Raw genomic sequence first — 22381 nt, 5'->3', positions numbered from 1 at the left:
TACCTTATGTTCAATCTGGGCGCGGCGAAGAAGAGCTCTTTTCGGCCCTTCCGGCCCTTAGTGCAAATGCAGAAGCAAATAGTGGCACGTAGGCGGCCGCCAATGCCAGCAAGGGTTGTAAAAGTCCCGCAGCAGCAATGCAGGCGAGGGGAAACAGGAACAGCCAATTGACCGCGATAACACCAATTGTGACCGGACGATGCCGACCAAGCCTTATAGCAAGGTGCTGATAGGCATGGGTTCGATGGGCTTCGTGCAGCCTCTGGCGCTGCACTATCCGCACAATCAAGGTAGCCGTGGCATCCGCTACGAAAACACCGGGTAAGATAGCCACGGCGCTACCCAGCGACGGCCCATACTGCCAGGCGGCCAGTATAAGGCCGCCCACCATCAGGCCAAGAAACCCACTGGCGGCATCTCCCATGAAAATGCGCGCTGGTGGCCAGTTCCAGCGGAGGAAACCGACAGTGGCGGCAGCCATGAGAATGAAAGGCAAGGCGATAGTCATCCCGCCTGTCGCACCGGCCAGCAATAGCGCGCCGCCGAATGTCACACTGATAGTTTCAGAGGCCGCAAGGCCGTCAATCCCGTCCATGAAATTGAACAGGTTGACGAGCCAGCCAATAGCCAGAACCCCGCCGATCCAGCCAATGATTGGCGCCAATACGCCAGTAATTCCCAGCCACGTAAGCTCTGGCGGACCAATCCAGAACAGAACCCATGCAGCAGAAGATATGTGCGCCAAGAACCGGATGCTGGCAGAAACATGGCCATGGTCGTCGATCCACCCGACCGCCGCCACAAGAATGCCAGCGCCGCCAAACCCGACAGCCCAGTGAAGCGGGAAATTGAAGAAAAGCATGGAAACAAGGATTGCCAGCAACGACAGGACGACAATGGAAATTCCGCCACCGCGCGGGGTTGGTTCCGTGTGCGAACTGCGGGCGTTTACCTGATCGACCATCCGACGCGACATGGCGTACTGGCGCATTCTGCCGGTGAGCAAGCTTGCCGCCATAAAAGTCAGCCCTGACATTATTGCTATCAGGAAAGGCGTCGGGACGTATGTGTCGAAATAGGCCGTCATCGTGAGCTTGCGCTTTCCAACTTGTAGGCTTCGGCAGTCAACGCCAGACCTTCGGCAACGGAAAACGGCGGCTGCCAATCCAGCAGCGCGCGCGTTTCTTTGCTATCCACAACTAGCGAACCGAACAGCCGAACAGCCATAGAGCTTTTACCAAGCAATTTTGCCCCAAACTCCATCACTGGCTGCGGGATTGTGAAAAGGCGCGGTCCCAGCCCCATGGCATGGGCAAGTTTCTTAATGAGTTCCGCGGTCGAAAGGTCTTCCCCATCACTGGCCAGAAAGCATTTTCCCGCCGCCGCGGGGTGGTTGATAGCCTGGCAAGTGAGGTCAGCAAGATTACCCAGAAATATCATAGAGCGACGATTGTCGATGGATTTGAAGGGTAGGGGGATCCCGCGGTTAACCAGCTTCATGATCGCCTGAAAATTTGCTTGAACTCCTGGCCCATAGACCAGGACAGGGCGAATAACGGCTATTTCCATAGCGGTATTTTCAGCAAGCTCGAAAAGTCCGTTTTCGGCTTCCAGCTTTGAAACGCCATAAGGATCGACTGGTTTGGGCTTGCTGTGCCGCGTGAAAGGCGCGCCCGGTAGCGCCTGCTCGCCGTTCACCTTGATCGAACTCATGAATATAAAGCGCTTAACTCCAGCTTTGACCGCTGCTTGTGCCAGAGCCAAGGTGCCATCTCGATTTACTTTTCGATATTCCTCCAAGGGATCAGATGCATCGTCTTGCATGACGTGAACGCGAGCAGCGCAATGGACAATCGCGTCAACGCCATCCAGAATTGTGGCCCATTCGCCAGGCTTTCCCGAAATTTCTTTGCCATCAATTATGGCCAGGTCCGGCGCTTGCGCAAAAGTCACGCCTGGCGGCAGTGAACCAATCTCGTTTCTGGCTGCTGCCCTTACCTGTACCCCATCTTCAGCCAACCGGTTGACGATTGCTCGTCCTACAAATCCGTTCGCACCAGTTACCAGAACGATCATACTCAAATTGGCTTTCTACTGTAAAATGGGGAAATTTGCGTTGCGCTTGGCGGCATGGTCTACAGGTGGCGACGCACGGTAAATCTACTTTGGTAGCCGGATCTTCTGCCAGCGAGGAGAATTTGCAGGAGCATGCTTCGCGCCTGCGCATTACTGTCTCTACTAGGGTTGGCCCTCCATGCGGGTGTATTCAGGAACTAGGCTTTGCAGCAGTTCCAGCGCAGCTCCGGTATCGCCAGCGGAGAGCGCCCTCTGTAAACTCTCGATTTGCGGGTCGAGTTCGGCTGAAGGAAGGTGATATTCCCGTGCGCGCAGGATCCGAACGTGATCTGTCGCCTCACTGCAATCATCAATCAACAATTCTTCGTATAACTTTTCGCCCGGCCGCAGCCCGATTTCAACAATTTCAATATCTCCGTCAGGTCTTTCAGGCGTCTTGAGCGAATGACCGCTTAATTCAACCATTGTCGATGCCAGATCGTAAATTTTCACCGGCTTGCCCATATCGAGCAGGAATAGATCGCCGCCCTGCGCCATGGCCCCGGCCTGGATAACCAGTTCCGCTGCCTCGGGGATGGTCATGAAAAACCGCGTGATATTGCGATGGGTCAAAGTAACCGGGCCGCCTGCGGCAATCTGCCGCTCGAATTGTGGTACGACTGATCCGCTGGAACCCAGAACATTGCCAAACCGGACAATGGCAAACCTAGTGGCGGAACCAGCGTTGTCTTCAGCTTGCAAAATCAATTCGCAGACGCGTTTGGAAGCCCCCATGACATTTGTGGGGCGCACTGCCTTGTCTGTGCTGACGAGGATGAAATTTTTGCAGCCCGCACGGTTGGCCGCCTTGGCCGTGTTGCGTGTACCAATAATATTGTTACGCAGGCCCGAAATGGCATTCGCTTCCACCAGCGGAACATGCTTGTAGGCGGCTGCATGGAAGACGGTATCCGGGCAAAAGCGATCAAACAATCGCTCAACCCCTGCTGTATCGGTGACATTGAGCAATTGTGCGTCTATTTCGAACCCGAGACCGCTCGCCTGCCGGAGCAGGCGCAGTTCGCGCTCGACCTGATAAAGCGCAGGCTCGGACATTTCTACCAGAACCAGTAACTTAGGTCGCAATCGCGCGATCTGGCGGCACAATTCGCTGCCGATGGAACCACCAGCCCCGGTGACGAGCACTATCTTTCCCGCAATGGTGCGGTCGAGCAGTGACTGATTGGGCGCCACCGCATCGCGGCCGAGAAGGTCCTCGGCCTTGATTGGCCGCATAATGCTGATCGAGGCTTCGCCATCAACCAGTTCCTGCATGCTTGGCAAAGTCTGCACCTTGACGCGCAGCGGCATGAGCCGGTCAACGATCTGTTTGCGCTGCGTTCGCGATATTGACGGAAGCGCCAGAAAAATGGTGTCGACGGATGCCTTCTTGACCAATTTGCTCAATTGCGATGTATGGGTAACCGAGACCCCGTCAAGGTGTTGGTTTTCCAACCTTCGGTTGTCATCGACAAACCCTACCAGAACAAAATTTCTATCGTGCCGCAGGGAAACCGCCAGTTGCTGGCCGGCGACGCCCGCACCATAAATTATGGTGCGCTTAATATCGCCGCTGAAACCTTGATCACGCAGGATTTCGACAAAGAAATAACGACCGCATATTCTGCTCATCGCGAGCAGAAAGAAAAACAGCAATGGCAGCAGCACGCCGATTGTTCGCGGCACGCCAGATACGCCGGCGAAGGTGAAAATGGAAATTAGCGGCAAAGACAGGATAAGGACTGACGCGCCCAATTGCAGGATCGTGCGTGACCCAGCAAACCGGACGATCGACCGATACGTGCCTGTAAATAGAAAAAGCGGAGGAAAGATCAGCAGTGTGACTGCCATTACTTTCAGGACGGGAGGGGTGAAAAACTCCCACACTCCCAAGCGCAGGGAAAATGCCAGCCAGACCGAGGCCACACACAGCAGGGCGTCAATTGCGAGAACAATATATCGCTTGATTGATCGATCGAGCCCGAGTGCCCATTTCAGAACTTTTGCGAATATCCTGAAGATATTTCCGTTACGGAAATCGCGGCTAGTCATGCCATGCACCTTCTTAGATTTGCCCGTTGCGCTCGCACAGAACCCGCCCATCCCCTAGAGAGAGGCAGTCATACCGGCTTAAATTGTGAGTGCCACAGGAAACCTGATTTGCTTCAAAAGACCCGTTTTCATCTAGTGGTTCTGTTTGGCGACATCAACATGAACCGACAATGGATCAATCCAGCGCAATATCCGGTGCATCTTCCTGTTTCATTCCAACGACATGGTAGCCGGCATCGACATGGTGGGTTTCACCTGTGACGCCTGATGAAAGGTCGGACAGGAAATAGACGCCTGATCCGCCGACATCGTCGATCGTGACATTGCGGCGCAGCGGGGCGTTCAGTTCGTTCCACTTCAGGATGTAGCGGAAATCGCCGATGCCGCTGGCGGCCAGCGTCTTGATCGGGCCGGCCGAGATGGCATTTACGCGAATGTTCTGCGGGCCAAGATCATTGGCGAGATATTTCACGCTGGCTTCCAGTGCGGCCTTGGCCACGCCCATCACGTTGTAATGCGGGATGACTTTTTCCGCGCCATAATAGGTCAGCGTCAGGATGGAGCCACCATTGGGCATCATCTGCGCTGCGCGCTGTGTCACAGCCACCAGGCTGTAGGCGGAAATGTTCATCGTCATCAGGAAATTGTCGAGGCTGGTGTCGACATATTTGCCGCGCAATTCCGCCTTGTCGGAAAAGCCGATAGCATGGACCACGAAATCAATGGTGTCCCAGCGGCTTTTCAGCGTTTCGAATGCCTTATCAAGCGCCGACATTTCCGAAACGTCACATTCAAAAGTGAAGTCTGATCCCAGTTGCTCCGCCAAAGGTTTGACACGCTTGGCCAGCGCGTCACCCTGATACGTGAACGCCAGTTCGGCACCCTGTTCGCGCAATTGTCTGGCAATGCCCCATGCCAGGGATTTGTCATTGGCGAGGCCCATGATCAGCCCCCGCTTGCCTGCCATCAGACCATTCATACCCTGTATTCCTTCATTTTCCTGGCAGGCACGGCTTGCGTATCTGATGTTTCACCAGTTTCTTCCGGTGTTTCCACCAGCGCGGCATTCAGTTCTGCGCCCACCACCATCCCTAGGCCCACCAGGTAGAAAAAGAAAAGGGCGATCATCATGCCTGCCAGGCTGCCATAGGTCAGATCGTAGGAAAAGAAACTGCGCAGCACTGGCGGCAATGCAATCGTGACGCCAACCCACCACACCGTAACCAGCAGGCTGCCCGGCCATTTGGGGAAGCGGTGGTGACGGTAGTGATGCGGCGTCAGCGTATAAAACAGCAGGTAAATCGACACGTATAGCCCAAGGGCCGGCACAATGCGCGAGAGTGACAATTGCCCCAGCGCATCACTGAGCCACGGGAAATATGCAGCAATAACCTGCTGCGCTGCGCCGATCATCACCTGTGCAATCAGCGACACCATCAACAGCGTTACGGCGGCCATGATGATGCCGAACGACAGGATGCGGTAACGCCAGAACGCCAGTGTCGCCTCTGTCCCGTAGGCGCGGCGCAAGATGTCGCGAATGGTTTCCACCAGGCTGGACACTGTCCACAAGCCGACCAGCCCGCCCGCCCACAACAGCCAGCCGCTGCGTGCTTCGATCACGTCGCGCGCCACCGGTTCTATCACGTTGCCCACCACAGGCGGCAGGGCGAATAATATGGCGTTGATGGTCGCTGCGCGGTCGCCTTCTTCGCCTAATGCGGAAAATATCGCCGCGCCAAGGATGAAGAACGGGAAAATTGCCAGCATCGCCATATAGGCAAGGTTGCCTGCGTGGATGAAACCATCGTTCCAGGCGCCCGATGCGGTGCGTTTCAGGACTGCGAAAAAGCGGGTTCCGGGGCCAACCTTGCGGCCCACGCTGCGCCGCATTTTGGCCGCGGCATGGCGGCGCGCTTCGGGCGACAATGATCGCGCCCGTCGCAGGTGCGGATCAAGGTTGTCGGGGGCAGGCCCTTGAGAATTCAGCAAAAGGTTACATCCCGAGTTTGCTGCGCGGCGCGCTTCCGTCTTTCCAGCCTTCCAGCCGCTTGGCAAGCTCGGTCATGGGTTCGCTTCCCGCTGCCGGCAGGTCGATTTCCAGTGTGACAAGCTGATCGCCGCGCTGGCCGTTCTTTTTCGAAAAACCCTTGCCCTTGAGGCGCAGCACCTTGCCAGATGCGCTGCCGGGGCTGACCGTCAGCATGACTGCGCCGTCCACTGTTGGCACTTTAACTTTCGCGCCGTTCACGGCTTCATCCAGCGTAATGGGCAAATCCAGCCGGACATCATCGCCCTCGCGCCGGAAAAACGGATGGCTGTCGATAGAAATGAGCACCCGACCATCGCCCGCACCGCCCGGACCCTGCTGGCCTTTGCCCTTCAGCCGCATCTGGGTGCCTTCCTCGACCCCGGCAGGCAATTTCAGGTCAATGGTCTTGCCATCGGACAGGGTGATGCGCTGGTCAGCACGCGACGCGGCATCGGTGAAGGGAATCTTCAGCCGATATTGAATATCTGCGCCTTTGCGGGGCGGGGGCGGTCGGCGACCTCCCATTCCGGCCCCCATCCCAGCGCCCATTCCGGCACCGGAACGTGCGCGGGCACCGCCGCCGAACAATCCTTCGAAAATATCGCCAAGGTCCATGCCTTCCTGGCTGAAACCCTGCATGTCTTCGGGCCTGAAACCGCCCTGTTGACCCGGCCTTGCGCCATATCCGCCGCCCATGCCCCCACCCATTCCGGCAAACGGGTTGGTGGGATTGCCATCCGCATCAATTTCGCCGCGATCGAATTTGGCGCGCTTGTCCTTGTCGGACAGCAGATCATAGGCCTGCGTCGCCTTGCTGAAGCGTTCCGTCGCATTGGGGTTATCGGTATTGCGGTCAGGGTGCAATTCCTTGGCCAGCTTGCGATAGGCGCTTTTGATGTCCTTTTCCGTAGCGGAGCGGGAGATGCCAAGGGTTGCATAAGGGTCAGACATACCGTGTTAGCTAGGTGGACCAGTGCGCCTGTGCAAGCAGTGATGCTTTACCAATGCTGCAATCGCACGTTAGGGCAGGTAAATGACGAGCGAAATGACCAGCCACACCGCCAGTGAGATTCCTCGCGCCGACCCATTCGCCTTGTTTGACGAATGGTTTGCGCTGGCCCGAGAGAATGAGCCGAATGATGCCAATGCGATGGCATTGGCCACTGCCACCCCGACGGGCGCGCCATCTGTGCGCATGGTGCTGCTGAAGGGGCATGGGGCCGATGTCGCTGAAGGCGGCGGTTTTACGTTTTACACCAACGCGCAAAGCCGCAAGGGCGAGGAAATCCGCACCAATATGCAGGCCGCCTTGCTGTTCCACTGGAAAAGCCTGCGCCGCCAGATTCGTATCGAAGGGCCGCTGCACCAAGTCAGCGATGCCGTGGCCGATGCCTATTTTCATAGCCGCAGCCGCGATTCCCAATTGGGCGCCGTCGCGTCTGACCAGTCACGGCCCATGGCGGACCGCAGCGTTTTTGTGCAGCGATTCGCAGCGGCAGAAGCGCGGTTTGCCGGCGGCGAGGTAGAACGGCCCCGCCACTGGACAGGGTTTTGCCTGACCCCTGCAGCGTTCGAATTCTGGCTGGACCGGCCCAACCGTCTGCATGATCGCCGCCGGTTTGAACGCCGCACTGGCGCCGATGCGGCCAGCTGGGCCGACACGTTGCTCTACCCATGAATGTCGCGCATGATCACCGGGCCGCGTTGACGCGCAGCGCCGCCATGGCATCCATCACCATGGCGCTGTTCCTGATGGTGCTGAAAGTATGGGCTACATGGCGCACTGGCTCCACCGCCATGCTGGGCTCGCTGGCGGATACATCGCTCGATTTTATCGCCAGCATCGCTACTTTCATCGGCGTATATATTGCCGCGCAGCCCGCCGATTCTGACCACCGGTTCGGCCATGGCAAGGCTGAATCGCTGGCCGCCATGTTCCAGGTGATGCTGATTGCCCTGTCAGCGGCGGCCATTGGCTTCCGCGCCATTTTGCGCCTGGTCGAAGGGGGCCGCACTGCTGCGGCGGCTGACGGGATTGCGGTCTCTGTCATTGCCATCATCGCCACTGTCGGTCTGCTGGCGTGGCAGCGCCATGTCATCAGGCGCACAGGGTCTGTCGCCATTTCGGCAGATCATGTTCATTACCAGTCGGACCTGCTCCTCAATGTGGCGGTGATCGCCGCGTTGGCGCTGGATCAATATGCCGGCTTTGGCCTGGCAGATCCGCTGTTTGGCCTGGGAATTGCGGGTTGGCTGCTGTGGGGCGCATGGCGCGCGGCCAGCGAGGCAATAGACCATTTGATGGACCGTGAATGGCCAGATGACAAACGCCAGCGGTTTGTCGAACTGGCGGCCAAACATCCTGAGTTGAGCAATCTGCATGATTTGCGGACGCGCACCAGCGGCCATCATGATTTTGTGCAATTCCACGTTGATATGCCAGGCGACATGACGGTGGACGAAGCGCATGTCATTATCGAACGGGTGGAAGCAGACCTGTGCCGCCATTTTCCCGGTATGGACCTCCTCATCCATATCGACCCCGAAGGCCATGTCGACGAACCCGATAATCCGCTGGTGGAAGATGATGAATTCGCCAAGCTGGAAAAAGGCAAAGCCCCATGAAACTGCCCTATTATCACGTCGATGCATTTGCCAACCAGCCATTCAGCGGCAATCAGGCAGCAGTCATGCCGTTGGATGCGTGGCTGCCGGATGATGTGCTGCAGGCGATTGGTGAAGAGAATAATTTTGCCGAAACGGCCTTTGTCGTGGCCGATGCAACGGGCGAGGCGGACTGGGAATTGCGCTGGTTCACCCCCACCAGCGAAGTGGCGATGTGCGGCCATGCCACGCTTGCAGCAGGCCATGTGCTGCTGTCGCGTGATGATGCGGGCAGGGTTACTTTTCGCACAAAGGCAGCAGGCATTCTGGAAGTGCGAACATCAGGCGCAGCCTATGAATTGTCGCTGCCGCTGACACTGGTGGAACCGCGCGAGCATGCCGAATTGCTGGATGCGCTGGGCGTGACCGGCGAAGTGTTCGAATCCGTGTCAGGTGCGGAAGCCACCGCCATCGTGCTGCTGGACGATGAAGCCGCCGTGCGCGCGATAAACCCGGATATCCGCAAGCTGACAGACATTGACCTGATGGCGATCTGCACTGCGCGGGGGGACAATAGCGATATCGTCAGCCGGGTTTTCGTGCCCGCATGGGGCGTGGATGAAGACAGCGTGACAGGGTCTGCCCATGCCGCGCTGGCCCCATTCTGGGTGCCGCGCCTGGGCAAGGACGAATTCACCGCGCATCAGGCATCGAAACGCGGCGGCGATCTGACGTGTCGGCTGGAAAACGGCCAGTTGTCAAATGGCGGGCCTTCAAATGGACGGGCATGGCTGGGCGGCGAATGCGTGACCGTGGTGGAAGGCGTGTTCTACCTTGCGGGGTAGAGTTCCACGATATCGGATAATTCGGGGATGAGGGCGCTGCGCTGGCCTGCGTCCGAATGGCCCAGCCGCACAATAGTCAGTTTCTGGGCGGGCGATACCAGCACATATTGGCCCATATGGCCAACCGCTGCGAACATGGATTTCGGCCCGCGATCCGGCACCGCTTCGTCCCGGTCAATGCCGGAATCGCGGTTGAGCCAGGTCTGCGCCCCGTAAAAACCGCTGCGCGGGCTGGGCGTGTTCATGAAATCGATCCATTTGCGCGGGATCAGCTGCGCACCCCGCACAGAGCCGCCATTGCGCAGGAATTCACCGAATTTCGCCCAGTCCCGCGCCGTGCCATGCATCAGGCTGCCGCCGATCAGCGTGCCGCTGGCGTCATATTCCGGCACCATGGAAGCCATGCCCACGGGCCCGAACAGCCGGGTCTTGAGATAATTGTCGACCGCTTCGCGGCGGCTGTCAGCATCGGTCGCCGAGGTCAGCACACGCGCTGCAATATCCGCCAGAATGACAGTGGTGTTGGAAGAATATTCAAACGTCCGGCCCGGTTCGTCTTCCAGCGGCTGGGCGGTGGCCCAATCCGCCATATCATCCCGCCCGTCCAGAAACAGCATCCGCACTTCGGACGATTCGTAAGGCGGGTTGCCCGCTTCTGTATGGCGCAAGCCCGACCGCATCTGGAGCAATTGCCGCAGGGTAATTTCGCCGCGCGGATCCCCCGGCCGCTGCCAGCGAGGGATTGGCGGGGATTCGTCCAGCCGCAACTGGCCATCTGCCACCAGCATGCCGATCATCACGGCAGTCACCGTTTTGGCCATCGACCAGCTGATGAAGCGGGTGTCGGCATCATACCCTGCCGCATAGCGTTCGGCGGCAATTTCGCTGCCATGCATCACCACCAATGCGCGGGTTTCGCCCAGACTGTCCTTGGTGAACACATCATCCACCTGCCGCGCCAGCTGTTTGGTTGGCGCGCCGGGGTTTGACGAAACTGCGGCAATGGCTTCCCTGGTTAGGGGCGGAAGCGTTTCTGCAGAACCGCTGCACCCCACAAGGGTTGGCAGAGCCACAAGGCTGGCGATAAGGGAGGCTGTAATTCGAGTCATCTCCCCATCACTCGCGCAAGGATTCCCGCTTGGCAACGCCTAAACCCACTTCGCAAAAACCTTCTGCAACTGCGCGCACGCAAACACGCGCCGCAGCGGCCGGATCGCGCCGCAAAGACAAGCGGCGCTGGCCCATGGTGCTGGTGCTGATCGGTCTGGCAGTGGCGGTAGCCGGGTGGTTCTACCGCGAACCGATCCTGGGTTATACCAGCGCGGGCGCTGCCTATAGCGCCCATGTCGGCTGTTCCTGCGTCTATCTGGGTGGGCGCAGTCTGAACAGCTGCAAGACAGACCGCATCGCCGGTATGGAAATGGTTTCGATGAGCCAGGACGAGGATGCGCGCAGCGTGACCGCACGCTTCCCGCTGCTGCCTTCGCAAACTGCCACCTATCGCGAAGGTTTTGGCTGCGTGCTGGAAAAGTGGGAAGACTGAAGCTGGCCTTTTCAGGCTGGTGAAAATTTAAAGCTGCGAATCAGATCGAATCGGTGGAATCAATCCACCCGCCGCCCATCACCCGGTCGCCTGCATAAATTACCGCTGCCTGCCCTGGTGAAACACCGAATTCGGGATTGGCAAAACGCAGGGTCACAGTGCCCCCGTCACCCAGCACGCCGTCCAGTTCGACCGGCACAGGTTTGGCAAGGGACCGCACTTTTGCGGTAAGCGGGGCGCCATGTTCAGCCGCAGGGGTCCGCCCTGCCATCGGCCCGATGCGGTTGGTTTCGATGACCTCGATCGCGTTGACTGCCAGCAGCCGCTTTGGCCCCACGCGCACTTGTGCAAGGGCGGCATCAATGCCGACCACGTAAAGCGGTTCGGGCTGACCGCCTACTTCCAGGCCGCGGCGCTGACCCACGGTGAAATGAATGACGCCCTTGTGTTCGCCCAGCGTTTCGCCTGTTTCGGCGTGAACAATGGCGCCTGTCCTGCCGCCTTCGGGCCGCAGCGATTTCACGATGCGGGCATAATCGCCATCAGGGACGAAGCAGATATCCTGACTGTCAGGCTTGGCCGCGTTCCGCAAACCTGCCTGCTCCGCCAGTTCGCGCACTTGCGCCTTGGGCAGGCCGCCCAATGGAAAGCGCAGAAAATCCAGCTGCGCTTCGGTGGTGCCGTAGAGAAAATAGGACTGGTCGCGCGCCGGGTCCAGCGCGCGGTGCAGTTCGGGGCCGGCAGCGCCCATCATCCGGCGCACATAATGGCCGGTGGCAAGGCAATCTGCACCCAGTTCGCGCGCCATGCGCAGCAGATCGGTAAATTTCGGGCCCATGTTACAGCGAATGCAGGGCACCGGCGTGCGCCCTTGCAGATAATCATCGGCAAAGGTTTCGACCACATCCTGGCGAAAGGCGCTTTCGTGGTCGAACACATAATGCGCAATGCCCAGCCGGTCCGCCACGGCGCGTGCATCGCTGATATCGTCGCCGGCACAGCACGCACCCTTGCGGCCCGTGGCAGCGCCATAATCATACAGCTGCAAGGTTATGCCGATGACTTCGGCGCCGCTGGCAGCAGCCAGCGCCGCCACTACGGAGGAATCCACCCCGCCCGACATCGCCACCACGATGCGGCAATCAGCGGCCGCGCGGGGCAGGTCGAACAAGGCGGCAGGGTCCAGCGCGGGGTCAAACAATGTTGCAGCGTCCATGGTGCGCCCCATACACATCCTCAGGCCTGCGCGCCAGAGGGCGCAACATGGCCGCAGTCAGCGCCCAAATCGGTCGCCCCTTTTTCTGGCCCAGTCATTCGGCCAAATCCTCCAGCCCCAATCCTAATGAGAGGTAAACCGCAGCTTTACCCGATCTTGACCAAAGCGGATGTAAGGCGGTTGTCATGTTCGAAACGACCAACACGCACGCCGGTTTTGATGCTGCCATGGACGGCGCTGCAGATGAAATGCTGCTGCGGCCCATTGCCTGGTCTGAACTGGTCGCACGCCTTGCTGCTGCGCGTGATTTGCGGCGCTTGCTGGTGCGCGAGGCGTCCCCTGCCGGCGGCAGATTTACCGCTTTTGCCGATTTCAGGAACGCTATGCTTAACGATGCGCAAGAGGATGTTAACCCCGATGGTTTAGGCGCTCGAAAAGACGTTGAGGCCATAGAGGTTTGTGCCGCGAATAATGTGACCCCCGGCGACCGAGAGATGCAATGATTGAAAACCAGAAAATCCGTGCCGCGCAAGTCATTGGCCCCCTGGGGGAGCCGCTGACGATTGACGATTTGCCGCCACCAAGCACGAAACGCTGGGTTGTGCGCCGCAAGGCGGAAGTCGTGGCAGCCGTAAATGGCGGGCTGATGACGATTGATGAAGTGCTGGAACGGTATAATCTGACGCTGGAGGAATTCGCTTCCTGGCAGCGCGCAGTGGACCGTTCAGGGATGCAGGGCCTGCGGGTCACGCGTATCCAGCATTACCGCGATCTGTACGAGCGCCAGCTGAAATACTGACACCAGCAAGCCCTGTGACAGGGTTTTCCAATAATGTGCCAGCTGATGTCTGGCACCCCGTCGGCGCCGCATTGCGGCGCCGATTAGGTTTTTGCGCCTATCTATAATATACTTTCTTCACCCATACCGAAAGAGTTGGGGAACCGGTTTGGCTTATGCGGCGTTGAGGCTGCAATACCATATCGGTAAAATAACAGGAGGAAGTATTATGGGTTGGATTATTGCAATTATCGTCGGTGGCATTATCGGCTGGCTCGCCAGCATGGTTATGAACCGTGATGCCTCGATGGGCATTTTCTGGAACATCGTGGTCGGCATCGTCGGCTCGTTCATTGGCCGCTTCATCGGTTCGCTGATCGGCGTTGGTTCCACACTGACAGAATTCAGCGTCCCCGGTCTGCTGATGTCGCTGCTGGGCGCAATCGTTCTGCTCGGGATTGTAAACATGGTACAGCGCGGCCGCGTTCGTTAATTCGAACTGCTTAAGCAAACAGATTTGGGGCGGGTCAGCATTGCTGGCCCGCCCTTTTTCGTGCCCTGATGGGCGGTAACTTCACATTTTTGTTTAACTGCGGGCGGTTCAAGGCGCTTCGTCGGGCGAATACGTCGCCCGTCGAGCGAAATATTGCTCGCGGCTGAACACCGGTCTATGGCGTTTTCTGCATCACCCGGTCGCTTGCATCTGGTGGCTTATGTCTGTAATACACCTTTCGTACAGCGCCATCAGGCGGCCTGTCAGGTGATCGAGGCCCATATGATCAAGGCTCTGGCGCGATGAATTATGAAACAACCGTAAGTTCAGAACGCGGGGACCAATATACCGCCGACCCATATGCCAATGGTCTGGAAGGTGTAACGCCGGTTTCAGCCAAGCGCCGCAATCGCCGGATTGCGCTTGTCGCGCTGGTCGTTCTTGTTCTGGCGGCGCTGGCATATTTCCTGATCGGCGGCAGTGACAAAGGTGCCGTGCCTGCTGAAGACAGCGAAGATCAGGCGCCGCTCATCACGGTTACTTCGCCGGGTAATGGCACCATTGCCGGTGAAATTGCGACCACGGGCACACTGGCTGCCCGCCGCGCATTGCCCGTGGGCGTTGCCGGTGAAGGTGGGCGCGTAGTGTCGGTTCCGGTCGATGCCGGGCAATGGGTCAACGCCGGACAGGTTCTGGCCGTCATTGATCGCTCGGTGCAGAACCAGCAGGCCGCCAGCGCATCGGCGCAGGTTCAGGTGGCGCAGGCCGATGCCAATCTGGCGCAGGCCAATCTGGCGCGCGCGCTGAAACTGGTGGAACGCGGCTTTATCAGCACTGCTGATGTAGACCGCCTGACAGCCACGCGGGATGCGGCAAACGCCCGGGTCAGGGTGGCCAATGCGCAGGCTGGTGAATTGCGGGCGCGCAATGCCCGCCTCAATATCGTGGCACCATCTGGCGGATTGCTGCTGGAACGTAATGTGGAACCGGGGCAGGTCGTCAGTGCAGGGTCGGGCACTTTGTTTCTCATCGCCAAGGGCGGCGAAATGGAATTGCTGGCCAGTGTTGGCGAAGTGGAACTGACGCGGATCGGCGTCGGCACGCAGGCGCAAGTCATTCCGGTCGGCACGGAAAAGGTCTTTACCGGACAGGTGTGGCAGATTGCACCGACCATCGACGCCCAGAACCGGCAGGGAACTGCGCGCATTTCCCTGCCCTATTCTCCAGAATTGCGTCCCGGCGGCTTTGCCAGCGCGGTAATCAAAAGCGGTTCGGTCGTGGCACCCATGTTGCCAGAATCGGCCATTTTGTCAGATGATACAGGCAGCTTTGTCTATATTATCGACAAGGCAAACAAGGTGGTCCGCCGGCCAATCAAGACAGGGCTGGTCACAAACGATGGCATCGCCATCATCGAAGGCCTTTCCGGCACTGAAAAAGTGGTCCTGCGTGCAGGCGGCTTCCTGAATGTGGGTGACACGGTGAAGACAAAGGTGGCTGACCGGCCGTCAGCTGCCAAACCTGCAAATCCTGAAGGCTGATAACGCATGGATTTCCGCAATATCTCTGCCTGGTCGATCCGCAATCCGATCATCCCGATTGTCGCATTCATTGCGCTGACGCTGGCAGGGATTCTCAGCTTCAACAAAATGGAAATCCAGAACGATCCGGATATCGAATTCCCGGTCGTCATCGTCAGCATCGCGCAGCCAGGTGCGGCACCGTCTGAAATCGACACGCAGATCACTGAAAAGGTGGAATCGGCGATCAGCACGGTGGAAGGCATTGATGTCATCACCAGTTCGGTCAGCGAAGGCAATTCGCAGACCGTGGTGCGGTTCGAAATCGGCCAGAATGTCGATAATGCCGTGAATGAAGTCAAAGCGGCGGTCGACCAGCTGCGCGGCGATTTGCCCGACGGCATTATCGAGCCACGCGTGTTCAAGGTTTCGACGTCCAGCAATTCCTTTGCCAATTACGCTGTTGAATCGGACGATATGACGATTGAACAGCTCAGCTGGTTTGTGGACGATACTGTGTCCAAGCGGCTGCTGGCTGTTCCGGGCATGTCCTCTGCCGCACGCCGCGGCGGTGTGGACCGCGAAATAAGAGTGGTGCTAGACCCCGCGCGGATGCAGGCGCTGGGCGTGACTGCGGCGCAGGTCAATTCAGTGCTGCGGCAGAACAATCTCGATGCCGGGGGCGGTGTCGCGCAGATTGCCGGTTCCCGCCAGTCAGTGCGTGTTCTGGGCAATGCGGATACTGCCTATGATTTGGGGCAGCGGCAGATTTCACTGGGCGGCGGACGCACCATCAAGCTGAGTGATATCGCCGATGTGCGTGATGGTAACAGCGAAATCCGCACCATTTCCAAGGTAAACGGCAAGCCGGTCGTCACCTTTGCGCCCACCCGTGCCAAGGGCGAAAGCGACGTTACTGTCTATGATGGCGCGCAGGAAGTCATGCGCGAGATCGAAGCTGAAAACCCCGGTATCCGCTTTGTCGAACTGTCCAACATGGTCCGCTACGCCAAGGGGCAATACCACAGTTCCATGGCTGCCATGATCGAAGGGGCATTGCTGGCCATTGTCGTGGTGTTCCTGTTCCTGCGGGACTGGCGGGCCACGATCATTGCCGCCATCGCCATACCGCTCGCCGCCATCCCGACCTTCTTCTTCATGGATTTGCTGGGCTTTACGCTCAATACGATGAGCCTGCTTGCCCTGGGCCTGGTGGCCGGTGTGCTGGTGGATGACGCCATCGTCGAAATCGAGAATATCGTGCGGCATATGCGCATGGGTAAAAGCGCCTATCAGGCGTCGATTGATGCGGCAGATGAAATCGGCCTTGCCGTGGTTGCCACCACTTTCTGCATCGTGGCAGTGTTCCTGCCTGTTGGGCTGATGCCCGGTATTGCCGGGCAATTCTTCAAGAATTTCGGTCTGACCGTGGTTGCGTCTGTGTTGATGAGCCTGGCCGTTGCGCGGATGATTACGCCGCTGATCGCTGCCTATTTCATGAAAGACCACGGCGCGGGCGACCACGCCAATGGCCCGATAATGGGCTTTTACGAAAGAGTGCTGCGCTGGACGCTGGACAACCGCGTGGCAAAAGCGATGCGGTCAAAAATCGACGATACGCCCATGCACTGGTGGTATCTGTTGCCGACTGCATTTTTCTTCGCGCTTATTCTGGCGGCATTTGTGGCCGGGCTGCAAATGACCATGAAGGTGATGGGCGACATGGAATTGCCGGTCATGCTCAACATCTTTGGCGGCATTGCAGTGGGCATTCTGGCGGGATTTGTCGTTGCCTTCGTCATTCGCGCCATCATGGGCCGGGTGGCGGGCGAATATGGCCATTGGTATGTCAATCTGGGCGACCGTGTCCGGGCGCGGTTCCGCGATCATCGCATCTGGGTGATGGGCGTCGGGCTTGGCGCATTTGTCTGCACCATTGCCCTTATTGCATCCACGCCGGTCCAGTTCTTCCCCGACTCCAATTTCGATTACAGCAGCGTGCGCGTGTCCATGGTGCCCGGCACCACGCTGGAACAGACGCAAACCGTGGCGGAACGCGTGGAAACAATCATCAAGGCGCAGCAGGAAACAGATAATGTCCTGCTGGTGGCCGGCGAAGGCGATGCCACGCTTTATATTACCCTGCGCGAAGACCGGGATCGTTCCAGCCTTGATTACGAACGTGAAACAGCGCTGCTGTTCCGCGACATTCCTGATGCGCGGATAAACTTCCAGGCGAACCAGCAAGGGCCGGGCGGCGGATCAGGGCGCGATATTTCGGTGATGCTGTCAGGCAGCGATCCGGCCCTGCTGGAAAGAACCGCAGCGTCAGTGGTGCAGGAAATGAAGGGCATTGATCTGATCAAGGCCCCGCGCGTGGAAGCAGACCTTCAGCGCCCGGAACTGATCATCACGCCGCGCGCAGACCTTGCTGCATCGCTGGGCGTCACGACGGTTTCCCTCAGCCAGGCCATTCGCATCGCCACGATTGGTGAGATTGATCAGAACAGCGCCAAATTCTCGCTGTCGGACCGGCAGGTGCCCATCCGTGTTGTTCTGCCCGAAGCATCGCGCGACAAATTATCGACCATTCGCAACCTGCCGGTGCCCACCGCTTCAGGCGGCTCGGTTCCCTTGAGCCGGGTGGCGGACATCCGCTTTGGTTCCGGCCCTACCACTATCCAGCGGTATGACCGCCAGCGCCGCGTTTACATCGGCGCAGACCTTGCGCCGGGTGCTGAAAAGGGCCGCGCTGACGAAGCGATCAAGGAACTGCCAATCATGCAGAACCTGCCTACGGGCGTGTCCAACAAGGCCGAAGGCAGCGACAAGTTCCTGGCCGAGCTGATCAATGACTTCGCCATTGCGCTGGTTTCCGGCATTCTGCTGGTATTTGCGGTGCTGGTGCTGCTCTATCGCCGCCTGATGTCGCCGCTGGTGAATATGGGCTCGTTGCTGCTTGCCCCGCTGGGCGGCATTCTGGCCATCAAGCTGCTTGGCCAGCCGATTTCCATGCCGGTCTTTATCGGGGTGCTGATGCTGTTTGGCATCGTGGCTAAAAACTCGATCCTGCTGGTCGATTTCGCGATCGAGGAAATGGCGCGGGGCGAAGGCAAATTTGTCGCTATCGTCGAAGCTGGCCGCAAGCGCGCTCAGCCCATCGTCATGACCACAGTCGCCATGACCGCGGGCATGGTGCCAACCGCAATGTCCATTTCAGGCGATGGCGCATGGCGCGCGCCGATGGGTACGGTGGTGATTGGCGGGTTGATTCTGTCCACCCTGCTGACCTTGCTGATCGTGCCCGCAGGGTTCAGCCTGGCTGACGGCTTTGAAAAGCGGGTCGGGCCGTGGCTGCGTCATAAATTCCTGACATATCAACCCGGTGATGAAAACCGCCCCTTGCGCGGGCCGGCACCATCAGGGCCAGAGGCTGCCCCTGCTGAGTGAGCGAGAAAACGCCTTCTGGCGAAGTGCGCCACGCAGATACAGACCTGACATTGGCTTCCGCCCGTATTAGGGGCCAAGGTATGGATCTTACTCCCACTCCGATTGCGGGCAATCCTATTGTCGCGGGCGCCCCTATTGCGGACCGCGCCCGCGTGATGCGGCTGACTGCCACTTTCATGCTGGTGGTCATGGCAGGGCTGTTCCTGCTGTCCCGCCAATATGTCAGCTTCCACCCCGCCTGGGGCTATCTCAACGCATTTGCGGAAGCTGCGATGGTGGGCGGCCTGGCTGACTGGTTCGCGGTCACGGCGCTGTTTCGCCGGCCGCTGGGCCTGCCCATCCCCCACACGGCGATTATTCCTGAAAACAAGGACCGCATTGCCGATACGATGGCGCAATTCCTGCGCGACAATTTCCTGACGCCGGCCGTGGTTGCGCGGCGCATGCAATCCATGAACCTGGCGCGCGCAGCAGGCGAATTTCTGGTTGAGCCCAAGACCGGCCCAAAAACTGGCAGCGGATCGCGCATTGGGGGCGGCGCAGCAGAACTGCTAGCGGGCATCCTCGAATCGCTGGATCCTGAACGGCTGGGCGGTCAGGTGAAGGCGGGCCTCAAGAACCAGATGGCCAAGCTGGAAATATCCCCATTGCTGGGCCAGATGCTGACCGCGGCCATTGCTGACCGGCGGCATTTGCCACTGATGGATTCGATGATCCGCTGGGCCGGCCTGACGCTGGAAGACAATGAAGAAATGGTCCGCGCGATGATCCATGATCGGGCCAATTCGCTCATTCGCTGGGTCGGTCTGGATGAACGGCTGGCAAATTCCGTGCTGGATGGCCTGTATAAGCTGCTGGCCGAAGTGCTGGTCGATCCCCATCACCCCTTGCGCGGCAAGATTGAGGAAGGGCTGGAAAAGCTGGCCCATGATCTGATCCATGACCAGCCAACGCGCGACAAAGTGGAAAAAATGAAGCGCGAACTGCTCGACAATCCGGCAGTGGCGCATTGGTGGCAAAGCGTGTGGGAGCGTATTCGCGGCGGCTTGATTGCCATGGCGCGTAACCCTGACAAGACGCTGAGCGGCCAGCTGGGCAGCAGCCTTTCCGAACTGGGTGCCGCGCTGCGGGATGATCCCGCACTGCAATTGCAGATCAACCGTTTTGCCCGCCGCACCGCGGTGGGCGTGGCCACCCGTTATGGCGGGCAGATTGTGCAGCTGGTATCGGAAACCGTGCGCCGCTGGGATGCCCGCACGGTGACCGACCGGATTGAAAGCGCGGTTGGCCGCGACCTGCAATTCATCCGCATCAATGGCACGGTCGTGGGCGGGCTGGTGGGCGTCACCCTCCATTTCCTGGATGGGCTGTTCTGACCATGGCGGTCGAGCTTGAAACACAGCGGCTGGTGCTGCGTGTGCCAGCGAAGGCCGATCTGCATGCCATATTCGACATTGTGAGTGACCCCGAAACGTCGCGCTATCTGGGGCCGGCGCCGACCATGCAGGATCATTTCATGCGCTTCTCCCGCGGGGCGGGCAGCTGGCTTCTTTATGGCTATGGCAATTTTACCGTTCGGCTGAAGAATGATCTGGCACCCATCGGCATTTGCGGCATCTTTCACAGCTGGCGCGGGTTGGGCGCAGATTTTGATGACCTGCCCGAAGCTGGATGGATCTTCAGCCGTGACCATGTGGGCAAGGGGCTTGGCCGCGAAGCAATGGACGCGGTGATGCGCTGGTTTGAAAGCGAATTTGGCCCGCAGCGTATCGTGGCGATGATTGATCATGGCAACGCACCGTCGCTTGCCCTTGCAGCGGCCCTTGGCTTCCAGATCTTTCGTGATGGCTGTCTGCCAGGAAGTGAGGAGCCATTGGCCTTGCTGGAAAAATTGCCGCTCTGACCGGAAGTGCGCCGCGCTCTCTATAAGGCAAAGGGGCGCTACCTGCGGCCTCTAGGTAAGAACCCATAGGCTGGTATCAGCCCGAAACACACTGTCACGCGATACCCCTTGCGGGATCGGGGCGGTTTGGCCCCGGAAGCAAGGGGCCAACACAATGTCAGCACATAGCGATGCGATGGAACGGGAAGTTGCGGCGATTATCGCGATTAACGAGGGGGCAATCGGCGCAGGCCGAAGCCGCACTTTGCGCGAAAATATCGCGGTGGACCGGCATTTCAGCCAGCTGATGATCATTCTGGGTGGGCGTATCCGGCATTTCACCAAGGTGTACGGCCTGACCGATATGCGGGACGATGCGCAGCAGGCCTGCGCCATTGCCATCCACCGGGCGATTGAAAGCTATGACCCGGAGCAGGCGCGGTTCACCACATTTGTCACATGGCAGTTGCGCGGCGAATTGCAGGGGCTGCGCCACCGCGTCCGGCTGGACCAGCGTGAAAGCGCGAAAAAAATGGGCGCGCGGACAGTCTCTCTGGAACCGCACAATGCTGGCACTGAGTTGGAATTCACCATTCATGACGAAAATGCGCAGGAAAGAACCGAAGCGGGCGCAAGCCAGCTTATGGCCGCGCGCTGCGCCAACGCGCTGCTGGACGAGTGGGAACAGGCAATGCGCGCGCGTGACAAACGCCATGCCTCACTGGCGCTGAACGCCAAGCTGGCCTTTGAACGCGGGATAGTTACGCGTTTTTTGACCGATACGCCCGAACCGCAGGAAGACGACACATTGACCGGAGAACAAAAACGTCAGGTAACACGCCGGGTGCTGCGGCATTGTTCGCAATTGGCCGGTTCACAAATGACGGGGTCGCAGTGGCGCCAAACATCTGAATTGCAATTGGCAGCCGCTACCCGCTGACTGGCATCAACCCGCCGCGAAACGCACAGTCGAGATATAATATGACCTGATCGGCTGATCGTTCGCATCAAGCGCTGGCATGAACCTGGCTCGCTCCATCACTTTCTCGCACACCACATCATCAAACGCCTTATGCCCCGAAGTTTTCTGTATGTGGCAGCTTTCCGGCACTCCATCAGCGCCTACTATCAAGCGAAACGGGGCGACGCCCTGGTTACCCTTTCGCAGCAGTTCACTCGGGTAGTCATCAGCAACTAACCATCTGCCTGGATTATTTGCTGGCCTGACCTTGCGAGTGCGAGATTTTTGCGCTTCCGCGTCAATTCCCCACTGCCGCACCAGATCGTCCGTGCAGGCGCGCAGAGCGTCCATCGGTTTATCCATTGCTCCAAGCTCGAGCACCAGATCAGTTACGCCAGTTTTGGTAAAGGCTACCCAGCTTATGTCACTTTCGGGCGCACGCACGGAAGGAAGGTCGGGTTCGTCCCACTTTTTCTGATCGGCACCACGGTCTTTTTCAGTCGGCACCATGCTCATTCCGGTGACCATGAAACCAGTTCCGAAACTGCCGAATTCCGCCGCGATTCCCAGCTTCTCCTGCGCTTGGGCTGCGGGCCCAAACTGGATGGAGATATCCCTTGGCTTCACACCCGCCAGCGGTCCGCCCGCCACCAGCAGGAGAAAATCTTCACCCGGGTCATATTGTTCAAGATAAAAGGCGCTACTGTCCGCGCCCGTCCCGAAAGTGCGCGCGATGCGGCAACTGTCAGCTGCGTAATCAAGGTTCCAAGCCGAAGTAGGCTTAAGCTGCTTGGTTGGCCTGTCTTTTGCCGCAGCGGGTATCGTGCCCAAGGCAAAAGCGATAATGGCGAGTTTCGCCCAAGAAAAATTACCAGTCATTCCGGCAATTT

General features: G+C 58.7%; 21 protein-coding genes. 12 read left to right on the top strand and 9 right to left on the bottom strand.

Features of this window, described 5'->3' with window-relative positions:
• Positions 1 to 10 precede the first annotated feature (10 nt).
• From GRI44_RS10305 to GRI44_RS10280, 6 genes are all read right to left on the bottom strand, one after another.
• Positions 11 to 976 carry an MraY family glycosyltransferase gene (locus GRI44_RS10305; protein ID WP_202386313.1) on the bottom strand — a complete coding sequence of 322 codons (966 nt, stop codon included), beginning with the start codon at positions 974 to 976 and terminating at the stop codon, positions 11 to 13.
• Positions 977 to 1083: 107 nt separating this feature from the next.
• The gene (locus GRI44_RS10300; protein WP_160602338.1) at positions 1084 to 2076 is read right to left on the bottom strand and encodes a UDP-glucose 4-epimerase family protein; all 993 of its coding nucleotides are present in this window, start codon (positions 2074 to 2076) and stop codon (positions 1084 to 1086) included.
• A gap of 162 nt (positions 2077 to 2238) precedes the next feature.
• Positions 2239 to 3843: a polysaccharide biosynthesis protein gene (locus GRI44_RS10295; RefSeq protein ID WP_408609204.1), complete on the bottom strand. Its 1605-nt coding sequence runs from the start codon at positions 3841 to 3843 to the stop codon at positions 2239 to 2241.
• A 499-nt stretch (positions 3844 to 4342) separates the two neighbouring features.
• The gene (gene fabI, locus GRI44_RS10290) at positions 4343 to 5146 is read right to left on the bottom strand and encodes an enoyl-ACP reductase FabI (RefSeq protein WP_160601705.1); all 804 of its coding nucleotides are present in this window, start codon (positions 5144 to 5146) and stop codon (positions 4343 to 4345) included.
• Positions 5143 to 6060: a YihY/virulence factor BrkB family protein gene (locus tag GRI44_RS10285; RefSeq protein WP_160602337.1), complete on the bottom strand. Its 918-nt coding sequence runs from the start codon at positions 6058 to 6060 to the stop codon at positions 5143 to 5145. The genes fabI and GRI44_RS10285 overlap by 4 nt, the downstream gene beginning before the upstream one ends.
• Before the next feature lie 103 nt (positions 6061 to 6163).
• Positions 6164 to 7150 (bottom strand): DnaJ C-terminal domain-containing protein, encoded by a 987-nt coding sequence (locus GRI44_RS10280; protein ID WP_160601704.1) that lies wholly within the window; start codon positions 7148 to 7150, stop codon positions 6164 to 6166.
• 82 nt (positions 7151 to 7232) lie between these two features.
• Between GRI44_RS10280 and pdxH the strand changes: the two genes are divergently transcribed.
• From pdxH to GRI44_RS10265, 3 genes are read left to right on the top strand one after another with little or no spacing between them, the layout of a single operon-like run.
• Positions 7233 to 7877 carry a pyridoxamine 5'-phosphate oxidase gene (gene pdxH, locus GRI44_RS10275; RefSeq protein ID WP_232843105.1) on the top strand — a complete coding sequence of 215 codons (645 nt, stop codon included), beginning with the start codon at positions 7233 to 7235 and terminating at the stop codon, positions 7875 to 7877.
• A complete protein-coding gene (locus GRI44_RS10270) occupies positions 7874 to 8824 on the top strand; it encodes a cation diffusion facilitator family transporter (protein ID WP_160601703.1) in 951 nt (316 codons plus the stop codon). Before pdxH ends, GRI44_RS10270 begins: the two co-directional genes overlap by 4 nt.
• Positions 8821 to 9648, top strand: coding sequence for a PhzF family phenazine biosynthesis protein (locus GRI44_RS10265; protein ID WP_160601702.1), 828 nt, complete (start codon positions 8821 to 8823; stop codon positions 9646 to 9648). Before GRI44_RS10270 ends, GRI44_RS10265 begins: the two co-directional genes overlap by 4 nt.
• On the opposite strand, the gene GRI44_RS10260 is transcribed toward GRI44_RS10265, so the two are convergent.
• Entirely contained in the window at positions 9633 to 10757 is a 1125-nt protein-coding gene (locus GRI44_RS10260; RefSeq protein ID WP_160601701.1) for a serine hydrolase domain-containing protein, read from the bottom strand. The genes GRI44_RS10265 and GRI44_RS10260 overlap by 16 nt on opposite strands.
• A 29-nt stretch (positions 10758 to 10786) precedes the next feature.
• Here GRI44_RS10260 and GRI44_RS10255 point away from each other — a divergent pair, with 29 nt between their 5' ends.
• Positions 10787 to 11191 (top strand): hypothetical protein, encoded by a 405-nt coding sequence (locus GRI44_RS10255; RefSeq protein ID WP_232843104.1) that lies wholly within the window; start codon positions 10787 to 10789, stop codon positions 11189 to 11191.
• Positions 11192 to 11231: 40 nt separating this feature from the next.
• Here the strand turns inward: GRI44_RS10255 and mnmA are convergent, their stop codons facing one another.
• On the bottom strand, positions 11232 to 12407 hold the full coding sequence (gene mnmA / locus GRI44_RS10250) for a tRNA 2-thiouridine(34) synthase MnmA (protein ID WP_160601700.1): 1176 nt from the start codon (positions 12405 to 12407) through the stop codon (positions 11232 to 11234).
• Positions 12408 to 12592: 185 nt separating this feature from the next.
• Here mnmA and GRI44_RS10245 point away from each other — a divergent pair, with 185 nt between their 5' ends.
• From GRI44_RS10245 to GRI44_RS10210, 8 genes are all read left to right on the top strand, one after another.
• Complete coding sequence (locus tag GRI44_RS10245; protein ID WP_160601699.1) at positions 12593 to 12910, top strand: hypothetical protein; 318 nt, start codon at positions 12593 to 12595, stop codon at positions 12908 to 12910.
• A complete protein-coding gene (gene sciP / locus GRI44_RS10240) occupies positions 12907 to 13206 on the top strand; it encodes a CtrA inhibitor SciP (protein ID WP_160601698.1) in 300 nt (99 codons plus the stop codon). Before GRI44_RS10245 ends, sciP begins: the two co-directional genes overlap by 4 nt.
• A gap of 208 nt (positions 13207 to 13414) precedes the next feature.
• Positions 13415 to 13678: a GlsB/YeaQ/YmgE family stress response membrane protein gene (locus GRI44_RS10235; protein ID WP_160601697.1), complete on the top strand. Its 264-nt coding sequence runs from the start codon at positions 13415 to 13417 to the stop codon at positions 13676 to 13678.
• A gap of 302 nt (positions 13679 to 13980) precedes the next feature.
• A complete protein-coding gene (locus GRI44_RS10230; RefSeq protein ID WP_160601696.1) occupies positions 13981 to 15219 on the top strand; it encodes an efflux RND transporter periplasmic adaptor subunit in 1239 nt (412 codons plus the stop codon).
• A gap of 6 nt (positions 15220 to 15225) precedes the next feature.
• The gene (locus GRI44_RS10225) at positions 15226 to 18648 is read left to right on the top strand and encodes an efflux RND transporter permease subunit (protein WP_160601695.1); all 3423 of its coding nucleotides are present in this window, start codon (positions 15226 to 15228) and stop codon (positions 18646 to 18648) included.
• A gap of 155 nt (positions 18649 to 18803) precedes the next feature.
• Positions 18804 to 20024, top strand: coding sequence for a DUF445 domain-containing protein (locus GRI44_RS10220; protein WP_160602334.1), 1221 nt, complete (start codon positions 18804 to 18806; stop codon positions 20022 to 20024).
• A 2-nt stretch (positions 20025 to 20026) separates the two neighbouring features.
• Entirely contained in the window at positions 20027 to 20551 is a 525-nt protein-coding gene (locus GRI44_RS10215) for a GNAT family N-acetyltransferase (RefSeq protein ID WP_160601694.1), read from the top strand.
• A gap of 154 nt (positions 20552 to 20705) precedes the next feature.
• On the top strand, positions 20706 to 21470 hold the full coding sequence (locus GRI44_RS10210) for a sigma factor (RefSeq protein ID WP_160601693.1): 765 nt from the start codon (positions 20706 to 20708) through the stop codon (positions 21468 to 21470).
• 6 nt (positions 21471 to 21476) lie between these two features.
• Here the strand turns inward: GRI44_RS10210 and GRI44_RS10205 are convergent, their stop codons facing one another.
• Complete coding sequence (locus tag GRI44_RS10205) at positions 21477 to 22370, bottom strand: energy transducer TonB (protein ID WP_160601692.1); 894 nt, start codon at positions 22368 to 22370, stop codon at positions 21477 to 21479.
• Positions 22371 to 22381: the final 11 nt, after the last annotated feature.

Origin of the sequence: Allopontixanthobacter confluentis, from assembly GCF_009827615.1 — a bacterium.
GTDB classification, from domain to species: Bacteria; Pseudomonadota; Alphaproteobacteria; order Sphingomonadales; family Sphingomonadaceae; genus Allopontixanthobacter; species Allopontixanthobacter confluentis.
This window is presented reverse-complemented; position numbering and strand designations above follow the sequence as displayed.